13 protein-coding genes and 1 riboswitch are annotated in these 14,989 nt (G+C 68.4%); of the genes, 4 read left to right on the forward strand and 9 right to left on the reverse strand.

Annotation, left to right across the window (positions count from 1 at the left end; all coding sequences use genetic code 11):
* Positions 1-247: 247 nt before the first annotated feature.
* The 7 genes from ACQR1X_RS07395 to ACQR1X_RS07425 form a co-directional block, all read right to left on the reverse strand.
* Positions 248-2,479: a tetratricopeptide repeat protein gene (locus tag ACQR1X_RS07395; RefSeq protein ID WP_434898582.1), complete on the reverse strand. Its 2,232-nt coding sequence runs from the start codon at positions 2,477-2,479 to the stop codon at positions 248-250.
* Between the two features lie 409 nt (positions 2,480-2,888).
* Positions 2,889-3,185, reverse strand: a complete 297-nt coding sequence (locus ACQR1X_RS07400; protein WP_434840225.1) for a copper-binding protein — start codon at positions 3,183-3,185, stop codon at positions 2,889-2,891.
* A gap of 133 nt (positions 3,186-3,318) precedes the next feature.
* On the reverse strand, positions 3,319-3,780 hold the full coding sequence (locus ACQR1X_RS07405; RefSeq protein ID WP_434840226.1) for a cupredoxin domain-containing protein: 462 nt from the start codon (positions 3,778-3,780) through the stop codon (positions 3,319-3,321).
* 43 nt (positions 3,781-3,823) lie between these two features.
* Positions 3,824-5,158 carry a multicopper oxidase family protein gene (locus tag ACQR1X_RS07410; protein ID WP_434898583.1) on the reverse strand — a complete coding sequence of 445 codons (1,335 nt, stop codon included), beginning with the start codon at positions 5,156-5,158 and terminating at the stop codon, positions 3,824-3,826.
* A 13-nt stretch (positions 5,159-5,171) separates the two neighbouring features.
* Positions 5,172-6,584 carry a TolC family protein gene (locus ACQR1X_RS07415; protein ID WP_434898584.1) on the reverse strand — a complete coding sequence of 471 codons (1,413 nt, stop codon included), beginning with the start codon at positions 6,582-6,584 and terminating at the stop codon, positions 5,172-5,174.
* Between the two features lie 10 nt (positions 6,585-6,594).
* On the reverse strand, positions 6,595-6,885 hold the full coding sequence (locus tag ACQR1X_RS07420; RefSeq protein ID WP_434898585.1) for a hypothetical protein: 291 nt from the start codon (positions 6,883-6,885) through the stop codon (positions 6,595-6,597).
* Between the two features lie 70 nt (positions 6,886-6,955).
* A complete protein-coding gene (locus ACQR1X_RS07425) occupies positions 6,956-7,420 on the reverse strand; it encodes a hypothetical protein (protein WP_434898586.1) in 465 nt (154 codons plus the stop codon).
* Positions 7,421-7,586: 166 nt separating this feature from the next.
* Here ACQR1X_RS07425 and ACQR1X_RS07430 point away from each other — a divergent pair, with 166 nt between their 5' ends.
* Positions 7,587-8,825 carry an MFS transporter gene (locus tag ACQR1X_RS07430; RefSeq protein ID WP_315803254.1) on the forward strand — a complete coding sequence of 413 codons (1,239 nt, stop codon included), beginning with the start codon at positions 7,587-7,589 and terminating at the stop codon, positions 8,823-8,825.
* 309 nt (positions 8,826-9,134) lie between these two features.
* The gene (locus tag ACQR1X_RS07435; protein WP_434898587.1) at positions 9,135-10,451 is read left to right on the forward strand and encodes a TAXI family TRAP transporter solute-binding subunit; all 1,317 of its coding nucleotides are present in this window, start codon (positions 9,135-9,137) and stop codon (positions 10,449-10,451) included.
* 19 nt (positions 10,452-10,470) lie between these two features.
* On the opposite strand, the gene proC is transcribed toward ACQR1X_RS07435, so the two are convergent.
* Both proC and ACQR1X_RS07445 read right to left on the reverse strand, forming a co-directional pair.
* Positions 10,471-11,298: a pyrroline-5-carboxylate reductase gene (gene proC, locus ACQR1X_RS07440; protein WP_434898588.1), complete on the reverse strand. Its 828-nt coding sequence runs from the start codon at positions 11,296-11,298 to the stop codon at positions 10,471-10,473.
* 163 nt (positions 11,299-11,461) lie between these two features.
* The gene (locus tag ACQR1X_RS07445) at positions 11,462-11,962 is read right to left on the reverse strand and encodes a YbjN domain-containing protein (protein ID WP_315734012.1); all 501 of its coding nucleotides are present in this window, start codon (positions 11,960-11,962) and stop codon (positions 11,462-11,464) included.
* 394 nt (positions 11,963-12,356) lie between these two features.
* A riboswitch (FMN riboswitch) is annotated at positions 12,357-12,550 on the forward strand.
* A 77-nt stretch (positions 12,551-12,627) separates the two neighbouring features.
* Between ACQR1X_RS07445 and ACQR1X_RS07450 the strand changes: the two genes are divergently transcribed.
* Both ACQR1X_RS07450 and ACQR1X_RS07455 read left to right on the forward strand, forming a co-directional pair.
* The gene (locus ACQR1X_RS07450) at positions 12,628-13,233 is read left to right on the forward strand and encodes a 6,7-dimethyl-8-ribityllumazine synthase (RefSeq protein ID WP_316217527.1); all 606 of its coding nucleotides are present in this window, start codon (positions 12,628-12,630) and stop codon (positions 13,231-13,233) included.
* Between the two features lie 423 nt (positions 13,234-13,656).
* Positions 13,657-14,865, forward strand: a complete 1,209-nt coding sequence (locus tag ACQR1X_RS07455) for an MHYT domain-containing protein (protein ID WP_316177536.1) — start codon at positions 13,657-13,659, stop codon at positions 14,863-14,865.
* Positions 14,866-14,989: the final 124 nt, after the last annotated feature.

Here is a 14,989-nt window from a genome sequence, read left to right on the forward strand (position 1 = left end):
GGTCGCAGCCGGGTCTGCTGCGAGGCGCATCATCGCCACCAAAAAGCCATAGGCTTGATTGCGCCTCGGTCTGGACGGAGAAACGCCGCGGTATCAGTCCGCGAGTCGTCGCCTGATCGCACCCGGCCGAAATGGCACAGTGGAAACCGGTGCAGCTTGCGGTTGTGGGGCCGTTTGTCGCTGGACGTTCGTGCGGCGGAGCTTCCCGGCCTGCTGCGAGATGCCGACCTCGGCGATGCCGGCGCGATCAGGCGCCGGTCTTGCCGGCCTTGGCGCAATAGTCCCGCCAGAACTGCCGGTAGCCGGCCTCGACGCAGCGCGTGTAGTTGGCGACGTCGCCGGCCGGCGAGCGCGCGACCAGGCCGGGCAGCTCGGGCCGCAGCTTTGCCAGCAGCTCGGGCTGCGCGGCAAAGCGCTTGGCGATCCGGATGTAGCCGTCGTCATCGCCGGCGACCCAGTCGGCGAGGCCGGCCGCGGTCAGGATGCCGCCCGCGGCGCGCGATGCCGCGCCGGCGCCGAGCTTGGCGACGACCGGCACGCCCATGTAGAGCGATTCGAACGTCGAGATGCCGCCGTTCTGCGGGAACGGATCGAGCGAGATGTCGATGCGCTCGTAGGATTTGAGATGCTCGATCCGCTCGCTGGCGCCGAGGCAGAGGATGCGCGCCTCGGGCACGCCCTGGGCGACGAAGCGGGCGAGCAGCCCGTCGCGCACCGCGGGATCGTTCAGCGCGAGATGCTTGATGACGAGCTTCGCGTCCGGGATCTCGGCGAGCAGCCGTGCCCACAGCGCGATCGCCGCGTCCGAGATCTTGTCGATGCGGTTGTAGACGCCGAAGGTGACGTGGCCGTTCGTCAGCATCGGCAGCGGCGACGGCGGAACGTCGCGCACCGGATCGATCGTGATCACCGAGGGCAGGTCGTGGACGTGCTCGGCGAACAGCGGCCGGACGCTCTCGGGCACCGTGACCGGATCGGCGAAGAAGTAGTCCATCGTGGCGAGGCCGGTGCCGGTGCCGCTGCCCCAGGCCGTGACCTGGATCGGCGCCGGCTTGCGCGCGAACACCGGCATGCGCGTGCCCGTGGTGTAGCCGGAGAGATCGACCAGGATGTCGACGCCGTCGGCCTGGATGCGGTCGGCCAGCTCGTCGTCGGAGAGGCTGGAGGCCTCGACCCAGACGTCGGCAATCGACTGGAACGTCGCGGTGTAGGAATCGTGCCGCGGCGAGGTCGAGTAGCAGTTGACCTGGACCTGCGTCTTGTCGTGGCCGCGCAGCACGGGCAGGAAGGCGAAGGCCGCCGAATGCATGCGGAAATCGGCCGAGACGTAGCCGACGACAATGCGCCTGTCGGGATCGAGCGAGCGCGGCGCAAGCTTGCGGCGGGGGAATTTCGAGCCGACCGCCATCCACCAATATTGCCGCGCCGCCTGCTGGAGGGCGAAATCGGCGCCGGGCAGGAAGTCGAGATAGAAGATCTTCTTGGTGATCGCCTCGTCATAGTCGGGCTGCACCGCGAGCGCCTGGTCGAATTGCGCGATGGCGCCGGTGACGTCGCCGAGCCGGCCGCGGCAGGCGCCGAGCAGGGTGAGCGCGACCTGCGCCTTCGGATTGGTGTCGAGCACGCGCTTGCAGGCGGCCATCGCCTGCGCGACGTTGCCGTTGAGGATGCAGATCTGCGCCTTGCCCTGCCATCCGATCTGCAGATGAGGATCGAGCGTCACGGCGGCATCGAAATCGGCCTCGGCTTCCGCCGTGCGGCCGGAGATCATGTAGAGCCGGCCGCGATGCGCCCGCAGCTCGGCATGGGCCGGGCGTGCGGCCAGCGCCGCATTCAAGGTCGCTTCCGCCAGCTCGTAATGGTGCAACTCGAGATGCGCGAGACCCATGTTGACCGTGGCCTCGAAATGGTTCGGATTGAACGCCAGCGCGCGCTCGGCGCTGGCGGCGGCGGCGTCCCAGCGCCGCAGCATCAGCTCGGCGACGCTGCGATTGCACCAGGCGTCGACGTCGTCGGGCTTGAGCTCGAGGGCGCGTGTCGCGGCGGCGAGCGAGGCCTCGCCCTGTCCGAGCCGCAGCAGCGCGATGGCGTGGTTGCGCAGGGTGATCGGCGCGTTCGGCCGCAGCGCCAGTGATCGCTCCAGCGCGGCGCGCGCCTCCGCGTAGCGCTCGCAATTGATCAGCGCCCAGCCGAGATTGGACTGCGCGTCGGCGGAATTCGGCTCCATCGCCACGGCCTGGGTCAGGAAGGCGGTGGCCTCGGCGAAGCGCGCCGACGACACCAGCGACACGCCGAGCAGATGCATCGCATCGAAGCAGCCGGGGACTTCCTGCAGCAGCTGCGCGCACAGCGCCTGCGTCTCCGCCTGGCGCCCGGCCTGGAACGCCTTGTACGCCGCCGCCAACTGCGTCTCGACGAGCTTCTTCTGCTTCTTTTCCTGCCGTGCCTTCTGGAAGGCGCGCGAACCGACGGTGCTCAAGGACTTGGGTCTCCGGACAGACAGGACGGCAGGGCGTCGGATGCAGCGACGCGCTGCGGCCGGCAACCGGGCCGCCGCCATGCCCGGCGGCAGCAAAGCCCAGGATGTCCTGTGGTCGTCCGGTCGCCGGCCACGCGCAGGCGCGACGCGGCAAAGCTTGCCCGCGCCATGGTTAGCAAATGGTTAACGGGATAGCGGGGAGGAGCCTTTGCGCCCGCGAAGGCCCAGGGAGCGACGGGGCAGTTCGCGCAGAGCGGATCAGCCCGAACTTGGAATGCAAACCATCCGCCCGCCGGCGCGTGACCCGATCCATCCGCTCGCCATTCCGGGCTCGCGCTGTCCGGCGACGTCGTCGCCGTGCGCGCTCCGGAATGGCGGTGGAGAGAGGTATGGCTCGAATCGCTGCCGCCTACTTGCCCTTCTCGATCTTGGTCACCGTGTAGCCGGAGGCGTCCTCGACCGCCTCGAACTTCACCTTGTCGCCGGCCTTGAGGCCTTTCAGCAGCGCGGCGTCCTTGACGCGGTAGACCATGGTCATGGCCTCGTCCATGCCGAGGCTCTTGGCCGGGCCGTGGTGGAGCGTGATCTTGGCGTTGGCCTCGTCCACTTTCTTGACGTCGCCGCTGATCGCCTCGGCGGCGAAGGCGGGGGCAACAAGCGCAAGGGCCAGCGCGGCGGCGGTCGTGAGCTGAGCGAATGTCTTCATGTGTCGTTCCTTCTGCTTCAATTGACTCGATGCGTAGGGCGGATCAGCGAAGCGTGATCCGCCGCGTTTCTGAGGGGGTGCCGAATGGCGGATTACGCTTCGCTAATCCGCCCTACGAACTACGAACCTGCCGTCACTTGACGGTGACGTGGCCGGTCATGCCGAACTCGCGGTGGTCGGGGATCAGGCAGGAATATTCGAACGTGCCGGGCCTGGTGAACCGCCACAGCAGCTCGGCGGTCTTGTTCGGCGCGAGCCGGGTGCCGTTGGGCTCGTCGTGCTCCATGTGCGGGTGCTTCTTCATGACCGCGGCGTGCTTCAGGTTCTCGGCCTTGGTGGCGAGCAGGAACTCGTGATCCTCCTTGCCGGTATTGCGCAGCACGAAGCGGATCTGCTCGCCGCGCTTCACCTCGATGCGCGCCGGCGTGAACTCCATCTCGCTCAGCAGCACCTCGATGGTGCGCGACGGCTGCTTGGGATCGCCCGGCTCGCCGGCGGAATAGCCGCGCGATCCGTGCGCCTCATGGGCATCAGCCGGTGCGGCGATGATCACGGCGGTGGCCAGCGCCGCGCTGATCGCGATCGGAATCTTCATTCGTAGTCTCCAGCTCGTTGTGTGGCGTTTAGTGCATCTGTCGTCAGCGTTGTGTTCGGATCTGCGTTGCAGCGCTCCCGGTTCGCTGCGGCGGCTCCGGCGCGTTCGCGACCTCGTAGGCCACGGTGCCCTTGGGGAACTGATAAGGGCCGGGATCGCGGTAGTCGTCGCGGGCGAGGCCCTCGCGCACCTTCACGACCGTGAACATGCCGCCCATCTCGATTCCGCCGAACTGGCCGCTGCCGGTCATCATCGGCAGCGTGTTGTCGGGGGCCGGCATCTCCATGCTGCCCATCGCCATGCCGGTGTTGCCCATCACCATGCCGTCGGGCGCGAGCTTGCCGACCGCGGCGGCCAGCTCTTTGCGCGGCACGCCGATCAGGTTGCGCATGTCATGGCCCATCGCATTCATGGTGTGATGCGACTTGTGGCAGTGGAACGCCCAGTCGCCGGGATTGTCGGCGATGAAGTCGAGCACGCGCACCGCGCCGACCGGCACGTCGGTCGTCGTCTCCGGCAATTGCGCCGTTTCCGGAAGCCAGCCGCCGTCGGTGCCGATCACCTTGAACTTGTGACCGTGCAGATGGATCGGGTGGTTGGTCATGGTGAGATTGCCGATGCGGATGCGGACGCGATCGCCGAGTCGCACCGGCAGGGAATCGATGCCGGGAAACACCCGCGCATTCCAGGTCCACATGTTGAAGTCGGTCATCTCGTTGACCTTCGGCAGATAGCTGCCGGGCTCGATGCGGTAGGTCGACATCACGAACACGAAGTCGCGGTCGACCGGAGGCGGTACATGGTCGCGCGGATGCACCACGATCATGCCCATCATGCCCATCGCCATCTGCACCATCTCGTCGGCGTGCGGGTGGTACATGAAGGTGCCGGCATGCTTCATCTCGAACTCGTAGACGAAGGTCTTGCCGGGCTTGATGTGCGGCTGCGTCAGGCCGCCGACGCCGTCCATGCCGCAGGGCAGGATCACGCCGTGCCAGTGCACGGTGGTGTATTCCGGCAATTTATTGGTGACGAAGATGCGGAGCTTGTCGCCTTCGACCGCCTCGATGGTCGGACCCGGCGACTGGCCGTTGTAGCCCCACAGATGCGTGGTCATGCCGGGCGCGAACTCGCGCGTGACCGGCTCGGCGACGAGATGAAATTCCTTCCAGTCGCCGTTCATGCGGAACGGCAGCGACCAGCCGTTGAGCGTGACCACCGGCTGATAGTCCGGGCCTGCGGTCGGATGCAGCGGCGGCTGCATCACCGCCTTGTCCATGGTCGGCGCCTCAGGAATCGTGGCGGCCTGGACGCGGCCGGAGACGGCGGCGGCGCCGGCAAGAGCCGCGGAGCCGAGCAGTGTGCGGCGTGAAAACATGCATGCTCTCCTGTCAGTCATTGCCCGGCGCCAGCGCGCTCGCGGTCTGCTGTGTCGTGTCCTCGCCGCCGGTGCCGCCGCCATTGACCGCGGCGGACAGCTCGGCGTCGGCGAGGAAGAAGTCCCTGACCGCATCGATCGCGGCCCGGCGCGACGCCAGCCGCTGCCGCGCCTCGAGCAGCAGGGCGAAGATGTCGACCTGCATGCTGGAGTACCGCAGTTGCATCTCCTCGCTGATGATCCGGCGCAGCGGCAGCACCTCGCGGGCGTAGTGGCCGGCGATGTCGAAGGCCGCGCGGTAGCTGCGATAGGCGTCGCGCGCCTCGGAACGGACGGTGACGGCGCGCTCGGTGAGACGGTTGAAGGCGATGTTGTAGCTCTCCGCCGCCTGCCGCACCCGCACCTCGCCGCCGTCGAAGATCGGGATCTGGAACTGCACGTCGTAGCCGCGCTCGCGGATGACGCGGCCGTCCGGCTCGACGGTCTTGCGGTCGAGGCCGGCGAGGTCGAGCAGCGTGACGAAGCGCGTGGCGTCGGTGAGCTGCAGCGAGGCTGCGAGCGCCGTGAGCTCGAGGCGGGCGATCTGCAGATCGATGCGATGGCCGACGGCATCGGCCTCGACGAAGGGCTGGCTCAGCGGGCGGCGCGGCAGCGCGGGCAGCCGGTCGGGCAGGCGGAAAGCGAGGTCGTCGCCCCACAGCCCCATCAGCCGGATCAGCCGCTCGCGGGCGCTTCCCGCCGCCCGGCGCGCGGTGGCGAGCTCGGCCGTGGTCTCGGCATAGAACACCTGCTCGCGCGCCTGATCGAGCCGGTTGAGCGCGCCGGTCTCGCCGAGCTTGGAGGCGAGCTTCGCGGTTGCCTCCGCGGCCGATTGCGCCTCGACCAGCAGCGCCACCAGCTCGTTGGCGGCGACGGCGCGCACATGCGCGCGGCGCACCTCCGCGGCGAGCCGCAGTGTCGCCAGCGCCGCCTTCAACTGGGCCTGGCGAAAGCGCTCGCGCGCGATCTCCGAGCGCAGCGGCAAGGTGGCGAGCGCCAGGATGTCGCCGGCGACCTGGCGCTCGGCCTCCAGCGCGCCGTCGCCGCTGATGCGCATCAGGGAGAAGGTCGGGTTCGGCGGCAGGCTGGCCTCGACCATGTCAGCCTCGCTGAGCGCGAGCGCGTTGTAGGCGGCCTGCAGGCCCTTGTTGTTGAACAGCGCGACCTGCACGGCGGCATCGGCCGACAACGGCCGGGCGAGCAGGCGGCGCGTCGCGGCGCGGACGCGTTCGGCGTCGTCATCGCTTCTGACGGATGCGATCTCCTTGCCGGTGGTATGGCCGGTGATGTCCGCGACGGCGCTCATGCCGCCGTCCGGCGAGAACGAGGCACAGCCTGCGAGCGCGAGTGCTGCGGCGAGCGCCGCGAGCCTGATGATCCCCTGCATGCGGCGCTCCTTAGCGGCTCGGCTCAGGGCGCGGTGCGCCGGGGTCGGTGCGCTGGCCCCAGGCGGCCGGCGCGGCCGGTCGCAGCGGCGTGTAGGGTCCGACGACGCCCGACACGCGCACCGGCGCGACGCTCGCCGCCGGATCGGCCGGATCAGCCCCGGCCAATGCGATCGTGCGCGGCTGGCAGGCGGCGAGGCTCGTCGCGACAAGCAGTGTCAATGCGCTGGCGACGATGGAGAATGGCAGGCTCCGCCGCGCCGGACATGCGGCAGCGGGCGCCGCCATGGATTGCGACAACATGAGGTATCCTTGGTCTGTCGATGAATCGCGAGCGGCCGCGCCACCTGGGCGCGAAGCCGGCGTTTTTCGCTCAGACCAGGACGATGGGGGGGCGATACAGGCGCTGCGGCGTGCGACCGGGCAGGCCTTCGTCGCGCGGCGTCACGCTGGTGGCGGCGAGCGAGGCGGGGAGGGCGACCGCCGGCAGCGCGGCAGCCAGACCCACCGCGCACATCATGGCGCAGCAGGGGCCCGGCATCTTGCCATGATCGTGGTGCGACGGCGCGGGCGCCGGAGCATGCATCGCGGCGTCGGCGACAGGGTGATCGTGATGATGGGCGTGCGCCGCCGTGGTCTGCGGCATCGCCGTCATGACCATCTCGTGGCGAGTCGCGTCATGAGGGGAGACCACAGCGGCAACGGGGGGCTCGTCGAGACAGGGCGCCCCACTGCCGAGCGCGAGCGCCACACCTGGGCTGACCACGCAGATGATGTAGGCCAGGACGAGCAACCGTCCTGCCACCAGCAGCATCTTCCGGGTCAGTCCCAATGACATCCGCGCAAATCTCTCCAATCCCGCGCAACGTAATGACAAAATGTCGCGCCGCCAAGAGGGCCGAACCCTGCCGCGCAGGTCCCTCCTGTTGCGCTGCTTCTGCATGCCCAATGCCGCAGCAATGTGGCTTGACCTGATGCGGTGCGGCAACGAAGTTGCAGGCATCGTGCACGGACCCCAGACAAGATTCGAGGAAGCGCCTCACTTCATTCCGGACTCGCGCCAGGCTTGGGCGCGGCTGGCGCTTGCGCTCGTCATCGGCTCCATCGGCGGCGCCGGGATGTGGACGGTGGTGGTCGTGCTGCCGGTCGTGCAGGCCGAGTTCGCCGCCAGCCGCGGCGCCGTCTCGCTGGCCTATACGCTGACGATGTTCGGCTTCGGCCTCGGCGGCGTCATCGTCGGCCGCATCACCGACCGCTTCGGCATCGTCACCGCGATGGCGCTCAGCATCGCGACGACCGCCGCGGCCTATCTGCTCGCCGGTGCGTCGGTGACGCTGTGGCAGTTTCAGGCGGTGTATTTCCTGATCGGGCTCGGCTCGTCCGTCACATTCGCGCCGCTGATGGCGGAGGCGTCGCACTGGTTCGTGCGCTATCGCGGCCTCGCCGTCACCATCGTCGCCTCCGGCAACTACGTCGCCGGCACGGTGTGGCCGCCGCTGGTGAATTGGGGCGTGCAGCAGATCGGCTGGCGCGCCAGCCATGTCGCGCTCGGCGTCTTCTGCGCGGTGACGATGAGCGCGCTGCTGCTGGTGCTGCGCGCCCGCATGGACGGTGCCGGCGCGCAGAACCATGCCGGCGCGGCGCCGCCGCAACTGGAGCTGCCGATCTCCACCAATGCGCTGACTGTGCTGCTCAGCATCGCCGCGATCGCCTGCTGCGTGGCGATGGCGATGCCGCAGGTGCACATCGTCGCCTATTGCGGCGATCTCGGCTACGGCGTCGCCGTCGGCGCGCAGATGCTGTCCTTGATGATGGCGCTCGGCATCGTCAGCCGGATCGGCTCCGGCTTTCTCGCCGATCGCATCGGCGGCATGCGCACGCTCCTGATCGGCTCGCTGGCGCAGGGTTTTGCGCTTCTGTTCTATCTGTTCTTCGACGGCCTGACGTCGCTCTATCTGATCTCGGGCATGTTCGGCCTGTTCCAGGGCGGCATCGTGCCGAGCTATGCGATCATTGTGCGCGAGGCGATGCCGGCGCGCGAGGCCGCCACGCGGGTCGGCATCATCATCTTCGCCTCGGTGTTCGGCATGTCGTTCGGCGGCTGGGTCTCGGGCGTCATCTTCGACGCCACGGGGTCCTATTCAGCGGCCTTCGCCAACGGCATCGCGTGGAATGGCCTGAACCTGGCGATCGTCGTGACGCTGCTGATCCTGGCGCGGCGGCAACACCGGTTGGCGGCCTGAACGCAACGCGTTGCACGGGAGCCACAGCCGGAGTCCGATATCGGGTTTATATGCACGTCGTCATACAAAATCCCGGCGGCTGCCGCAAATCCATCGAATCACCTCCCGCAACTATCGACCTCGATCGGAGCCGATCGTGGCCATTTGGCCTCGGGCGCGCTCCGCATCGCGAGGTTGGTTGTCGCGAGGTCTCAGCCGAGGCCGCGGTCGCCCGTCGCATGCCTGACCCAGGCAGGCCTCGAGGTGAATGCTCCGGACCGGTCGAGAACGCTGCGGCGGCACCGCGATGGTGCAGGAGGCCGTTGCGCTATGTCCACCGTCACGAAAGCAGCTTCGCAAGTCGCGCTCGCCGCGCTCGCAGCCGGACTCATGATGAGCCAGGCATCTGCGCAGGCTTGGCCGCAGCTACAGCAACAGCCGCCGCAGCCGCCGCGCCCGGCAGCGACGCGCTCCATCATCGTGCCCGTCGCCCCGGCCGCCCGGCCGAACGGCTCGCCCGTGATCCCGGCGCCGCCACATGCCGCCGGCCTGCCGGCGTCGCTGTCGCCCGCGCCCGGCAGCGGGCCGGACGTGTGGCGGCTGCCCAACCCGACCGACGTCAACGAGGGCACCGTCACCATCATCACCGCGCCGGCCGGCGGCGCCACCTCCGTGTTCGGCTCGGACATGGCGCGCGTGCTCGACGACCAGACCAACGTCCGCGTTCTGCCGGTGCTCGGCAAGGGACCGGTGCGCAACGTCTCCGATATTCTGTTCCTGAAGAGCATCGACATGGGCGCGGTCGCCGCCGACGTGCCCGAATTCTACCGCCTGCAATACGGCATTCCCGACATCACCTCGCAGCTCCGCTACATCGCGCGGCTCTATCACAACGAGATCCATGTCATCGCGCGCTCCTCGATCCGCTCGATCTTCGATCTCAACGGCAAGCGCATCATCGCGCCGACCGATGTCGGCTTCTATTCCGCGCGCGTGATCTTCAACCGGCTCGGCCTCACGGCGTCGTTCGACTACGCGACCGACGACGCCAAATCGATCCAGAAGCTGATCGATGGCGACGCCGACGCCTATATCGTCTCCACCGGCAAGGTGTTCCAGCTCGCCCGCAACATCAGGAACGACAACCGCGCGCTGCACCTTGTGACGATCCCCTACGACCGCCGGCTGCAGGACCTCTATCTGCCGACGACATTGTCCTCCGAGGAATATCCGAACCTGCTCAACCCCGGCGAGACGATCGAGACGGTGGCGATCGGCATGCTGCTCGTCAGCTACAATTGGCCGGAGCATACCGAGCGCTACCGCAAGGTGGCGCGCTTCGTCGACGCGTTCTTCGCCAACTACGACGAGTTCATGAAGCCGCCGCGGCATCCGAAATGGCGGGAGTCGAGCATCGTCGCCGCCATCCCGAACTGGAAGCGGTTCAAGGCCGCGGAAGACTGGCTGCTGGCGCACAACATGGTGCCGCGGCCGCAGGTCGCCGACGTGCAGCAGACCCAGTTCGAAAGCTTCGTGCGCCAGAGCGGCGGACAGCTGTCGAACGATCCAACCGAGCGCAGTGCCCTGTTCCGCCAGTTCCTGCAATGGCGCCAGCAGCATGGCGGGCCGCCGACGCCATCGCGCTGAGCTGTCAGCTCGCCGTTGTCTATTTCGCGAGCTCTTTCGAGCGCGCCGTGGCCGCGGCGACCGCCTTGGTCAGCAGCGGCTGGAATCCGTCGGCTGCCATCAGCACCGACAGCGCCGCGGCGGTGGTGCCGCCGGGCGAGGTGACGTTCTGGCGCAGCGTGGCGGACGGCAGGTCCGACTGGCGCAGCAGCTCGCCGGCGCCCGACACGGTGTGGCGCGCGAGCGTCGTCGCCAGGGACTCGGGCAGGCCGGCGGCGACGCCGGCGCGGGCGAGCTCCTCGGCGAGCAGGAACACATAGGCGGGACCCGAGCCGGACACGGCGGTCACCGCGTCCATCAGCGCCTCCTCGTCGACCCATTCCACCGCGCCGGTGGCGCGCAACAGCGCGTCCGTCAGCAGGCGCTGCGCGGCGCTGACGTTGCCGGCCGGCACCGCCACGGTGATGCCGCGGCCGATCGCGGCCGGCGTGTTCGGCATTGCGCGCACGACCGCGCCGCCGATCGTCTGTTGCAGGCCGGCGATCGTGATGCCCGCCATGATCGACAGCACCAGCGTCGCGTCGCCGACCCACGGCTTCAAGGCGGGGCCGGCGTCGGGGAACATCTGCGGTTTGACGGCGACGATGACGACCTCGGCCGGCGCGGCCGTCGTCGGATTGAGGCGGACGCCCCGGGCCTTCAGCGCCGTGATCTCGGCCGACGGCATCGGCTCGATCACGACCACGCGCGCGGGATCAAGGCCGCCGGCCAGCCACCCGGTCAGCATCGCGCCGCCCATCTTGCCGGCGCCGGCCAGCACGATGGTGCCGGTGAGCTGATGAAGCAGGTTGTTGTCCGCTGATGTCACGACGAACTCCACTGTCGTCCCGGCGAACGCCGGGACCCATAACCACCGGCGGTTCTAGTGGGGCGAGGGCAGAGCGACAAGCGTCTCGGCTCACACATGCATCACGCGGTATGGGTCCCGGCGTCCGCCGGGACGACACCGAGTGTGTCGAGGCCACGGCGGCTTACGCCTCGCCTTCCGTATCGAACAGCGCCGCGGCCATGGCTTCCTGGGTCGACTTGCCGGCCCAGACCACGAACTGGAAGGCCGGGAAATAGCGCTCGCAGGCGTGGATGGCGCCGGCCAGCATGCTCTCGCATTGCAGTCCCGACGCGGTGATGCCGCCCGGCAGCACCAGGGCCTGACGGTGCATCACCATGCCGGTGTGGGTCCAGATGTCGAAATGGCCGAGCCAGAGCTGCTCGTTGATCGCGGCGATCAGCCGCTGCACCTCGGCGCGGCGGGCCTCGGGAATCTTCATGTCGAAGGCACAGGCCAGATGCAGCGCCTCGATCTCCGCCATCCAGGTGAAGGAGAGCTGGTAGTCGGTCCACTGGCCCTTGGAGGCGATCGTGATCTCGTCCTCGCCGGAGCGCTCGAACATCCAGTTGTTGTCGGCCGCAATGGTCTCGACCACGCTCAGCGGATGATCGGTGGAATCGATAGTGCTTTCGAGCAGGGACATGCCGTCTCGACCTCGTCTTCTTGATCTCGTTGGTACATACGCGGCGACCCGGCCCACGCCCTCGCGGCGCTTCGAGACCCGGCTTGCAGTCCCGGAGGTAACCCGGGCGTGCGAGGACAAACTGATGTGATTTGCGGAATCTGCGCAACGGGGGGGCGAGTCCGTCCACAGCCAAACACCGCTTCGTCCACAACTCCTGTCCGGCCTGTGGAATCATCGCCGAATGAGAACAAAACGGAATCGGATTCGCCGCAGCCGCTCCGTCCGGGCCGATCCGGCCGTGGGAACGGCCGCGGGCGACTGCATGGCCGCCCGTCGCGGACTGCGGGCGTGAGGCCTTGCCGCAGCCGCCGGCCGCCTGCATAGTTCGTTCAGGCCGTCCATCCCGGGCGGCCGATGTTCTCAGGGCGGGGCGAAATTCCCCACCGGCGGTAAGCGTTCCCGGTCGAGCGCGAGCCCGCGAGCGCCTTCTCGGCAAGGCTCGGTCTGGAGAATTCTGTTCTCCGGAACGCGCCGCGCAGAGAAGGGTCAGCAGATTCGGTGCGATTCCGAAGCCGACGGTCACAGTCCGGATGAAAGAGAACGGGTCCCGGCACCCCGCGCATGTCAGCGTGGGGGCGTCGTCGTTCCGTATGCCCTGATTCTGGTCTCTGACGAGGATAACCATGAATCAGATGTTGCAAGACGCGCCTACCGATACTTCCACCGACACCCTCACCACAGCCACGTCGCCGCCGGCGGACATGCCGGCCGCGTCACCGCCCGACGAGTCGCCACCGGCGCCGTCGCATCCGCGCTTCAGCAAGCCGCAGCGCATAGCCTTCGTGCAATCGGCCTGGCATCGCGACGTCGTCGCCGAATGCCGGGTGGCGTTCCTCGACGAGATCGAAGCACGGAATATCCCGCGCGACCGCGTCGACATCTTCGAGGTGCCGGGCTCGTTCGAGATCCCGCTGCATGCGCAGCTGCTCGCCAAGACGCGGCGCTACACCGCCATCGTCGCGGCCGGGCTCGTCGTCGATGGCGGCATCTATCGCCACGAGTTCGTCGCCGACACCGTGATCAAGGCGCTGATGGACGTGCAATTGCGCACCGAGGTGCCGGTGTTCTCCGCGGTGCTGACGCCGCAGCAATTCCACGAGACGCAGGCGCATTTCGAGTTCTTCCGGAAGCATTTTGCGACCAAGGGCATCGAGGTGGCGACCGCCTGTGCCGAGACCTTGCTGAGCCTGGAGCGGCTGCGCGGCCAGGTCGCGGCGGGGATCATCTGACGGGCAAGGCATGTGGCTGGCTGAGCCGGCCACATGTATCCTCGCCGCACGATCGCATATCTCGCGACTGGGCAGTCGGCTCCCCTCCCCCTTGCGGGGAGGGGTTGGGGGTGGGGGTCTCCGGGCGATGTAGTCTATGAGTCTCACTTCCGCCAAATTGCTTCCTCGGGAGTCGAGGCTCATCATTGTGAGCGGAATGCGTGGACCCCCACCCCCGACCCCTCCCCGCAAGGGGGAGGGGGTGGCGGCGGGAGCTCGAACCCCAACTTCGCTGAGGACCGGAAGGTGGCGCGCACATCAGTCCCGCCACGCAGCGACATCACGCCCCCTCCCGCTCCCCGCCTTGTGTTGTCAATTTCCTCGCCGCACCTGTAAAACATCCGCGGGAGGAGGCTGGCCCGTGGCGACGGGCGGCCGGCAAGGATGATCGAAGGATACGATCCTTATCTCGTCGCGCTCTCGGTCGTGATCGCGAGCCTGGGTGGCTATACCGGTTTCAGTCTCACCGCGCGCATTCGCAGCGGGCCGGGAGAGAACGCGCGCGTGCTGCTGTCCGGCGCCGCCGGCATTCTGGCCGTGGGCATCTGGACCATGCATTTCGTGGGCATGATGGCGGCGCCGCTGCCGGCCGATGCCGTCTATCTGGTGCTGCCGACCATCATCTCGTTCCTGATCTGCGCGCTCGTGATCGGCATCTCGCTGTTCTTCGTCAGCATCGGCGATCCCTCGCCCCGGCGCGTCGTTCCTTCCGCGCTGCTGCTCGGCGCCGGCATCGCCAGCATGCATTATGTCGGCATGCACGGCCTGTCCGGCTCGTTCGGGCTGACGCATGATCCGGCGCTGGTGGCGCTGTCGGTGGCGATTGCGATCGGCGCCGCCTATGGCGGCCTGCGCATCTTCCTGGCGCGGCAGGACGGCCTGCGGCTCGCCATCAGTGCGGTTGCGTTCGGCATCGCCGTGTCCGGCATGCATTACACGGCGATGTTGGGAATGCATGTCGTGCCGATGGGCGAGGGACATCATCACGCCGCACCAGGACTTGCTGCGTCGCCGCAAGCGCTCGCGATCGTCGTCGCCGTGCTGTGCTTCGTCATCGCCGCCGGATTTTTGCTGTCGCTGGTGCCGGACCCGCGCCGTCAATCGCAGCCGATGCCGGCCGTTGCCGAGGCTGCGCCGCAATTGGCGCCGGAACCGGCCGCGCCGGCGGCCGAGTCGGTGGTCGAGGTCGCCGCCATGAGCCGGGCAACGGCCGCGCCGCTGGGGGGCATCGGCCAGCCGCCGCGCGCGACCGCGGCGCGATTGCCGCTGGAGGGCGCCAACGGCACCCATTTCATCGATGCCGGGGACGTGCGCAGCGTGCGCGCCGATGCGCACTACACCCGGATCCACGACGGCACCCGCGAGCGGATGTGCCCCTGGTCGATCTCCGAGGCTGAGGCGCAGCTCGATCCCGGCCGCTTCATCCGCGTGCACCGCAGCCACATCGTCGCGATCGAGCATGTGATCTATGTCGGCCGGGAAGGCGAGGGCGCGATCATCGAGCTCGATGGCCCCTCGAAGCCGCGCGTGCCGGTGAGCCGCGCCAAGGTCGCCGAGGTCAAGGCGCGGCTCGGGCTGCGGCGGCCGGCCTGAGCTCAGCGTTCATTTCGCGGCCGCAACAGAGCGCCGCCATTCTTCGCAACGCATCCAACACCGGGCGCGCGTCTCGCGCGGCCGCGCATGCCGTCACTCGCGCGATTGGGTCGCGCTCGCTGAC

Origin of the sequence: Bradyrhizobium sp. HKCCYLRH3073 (assembly GCF_051167995.1) — a bacterium.
In the GTDB taxonomy this organism is placed as follows: domain Bacteria; phylum Pseudomonadota; class Alphaproteobacteria; order Rhizobiales; family Xanthobacteraceae; genus Bradyrhizobium.

What these genes read in the sequence shown, in the direction of transcription:
- ACQR1X_RS07425 (WP_434898586.1), bottom strand. Translation starts at nt 7,420, where the DNA reads ATGTCATTGGGACTGACCCGGAAGATGCTGCTGGTGGCAGGACGGTTG.
- ACQR1X_RS07420 (WP_434898585.1), bottom strand. Translation starts at nt 6,885, where the DNA reads ATGTTGTCGCAATCCATGGCGGCGCCCGCTGCCGCATGTCCGGCGCGG.
- ACQR1X_RS07445 (WP_315734012.1), bottom strand. Translation starts at nt 11,962, where the DNA reads ATGTCCCTGCTCGAAAGCACTATCGATTCCACCGATCATCCGCTGAGC.
- ACQR1X_RS07415 (WP_434898584.1), bottom strand. Translation starts at nt 6,584, where the DNA reads ATGCAGGGGATCATCAGGCTCGCGGCGCTCGCCGCAGCACTCGCGCTC.
- ACQR1X_RS07450 (WP_316217527.1), top strand. Translation starts at nt 12,628, where the DNA reads ATGAATCAGATGTTGCAAGACGCGCCTACCGATACTTCCACCGACACC.
- ACQR1X_RS07435 (WP_434898587.1), top strand. Translation starts at nt 9,135, where the DNA reads ATGTCCACCGTCACGAAAGCAGCTTCGCAAGTCGCGCTCGCCGCGCTC.
- ACQR1X_RS07455 (WP_316177536.1), top strand. Translation starts at nt 13,657, where the DNA reads ATGATCGAAGGATACGATCCTTATCTCGTCGCGCTCTCGGTCGTGATC.
- ACQR1X_RS07405 (WP_434840226.1), bottom strand. Translation starts at nt 3,780, where the DNA reads ATGAAGATTCCGATCGCGATCAGCGCGGCGCTGGCCACCGCCGTGATC.
- ACQR1X_RS07400 (WP_434840225.1), bottom strand. Translation starts at nt 3,185, where the DNA reads ATGAAGACATTCGCTCAGCTCACGACCGCCGCCGCGCTGGCCCTTGCG.
- ACQR1X_RS07410 (WP_434898583.1), bottom strand. Translation starts at nt 5,158, where the DNA reads ATGTTTTCACGCCGCACACTGCTCGGCTCCGCGGCTCTTGCCGGCGCC.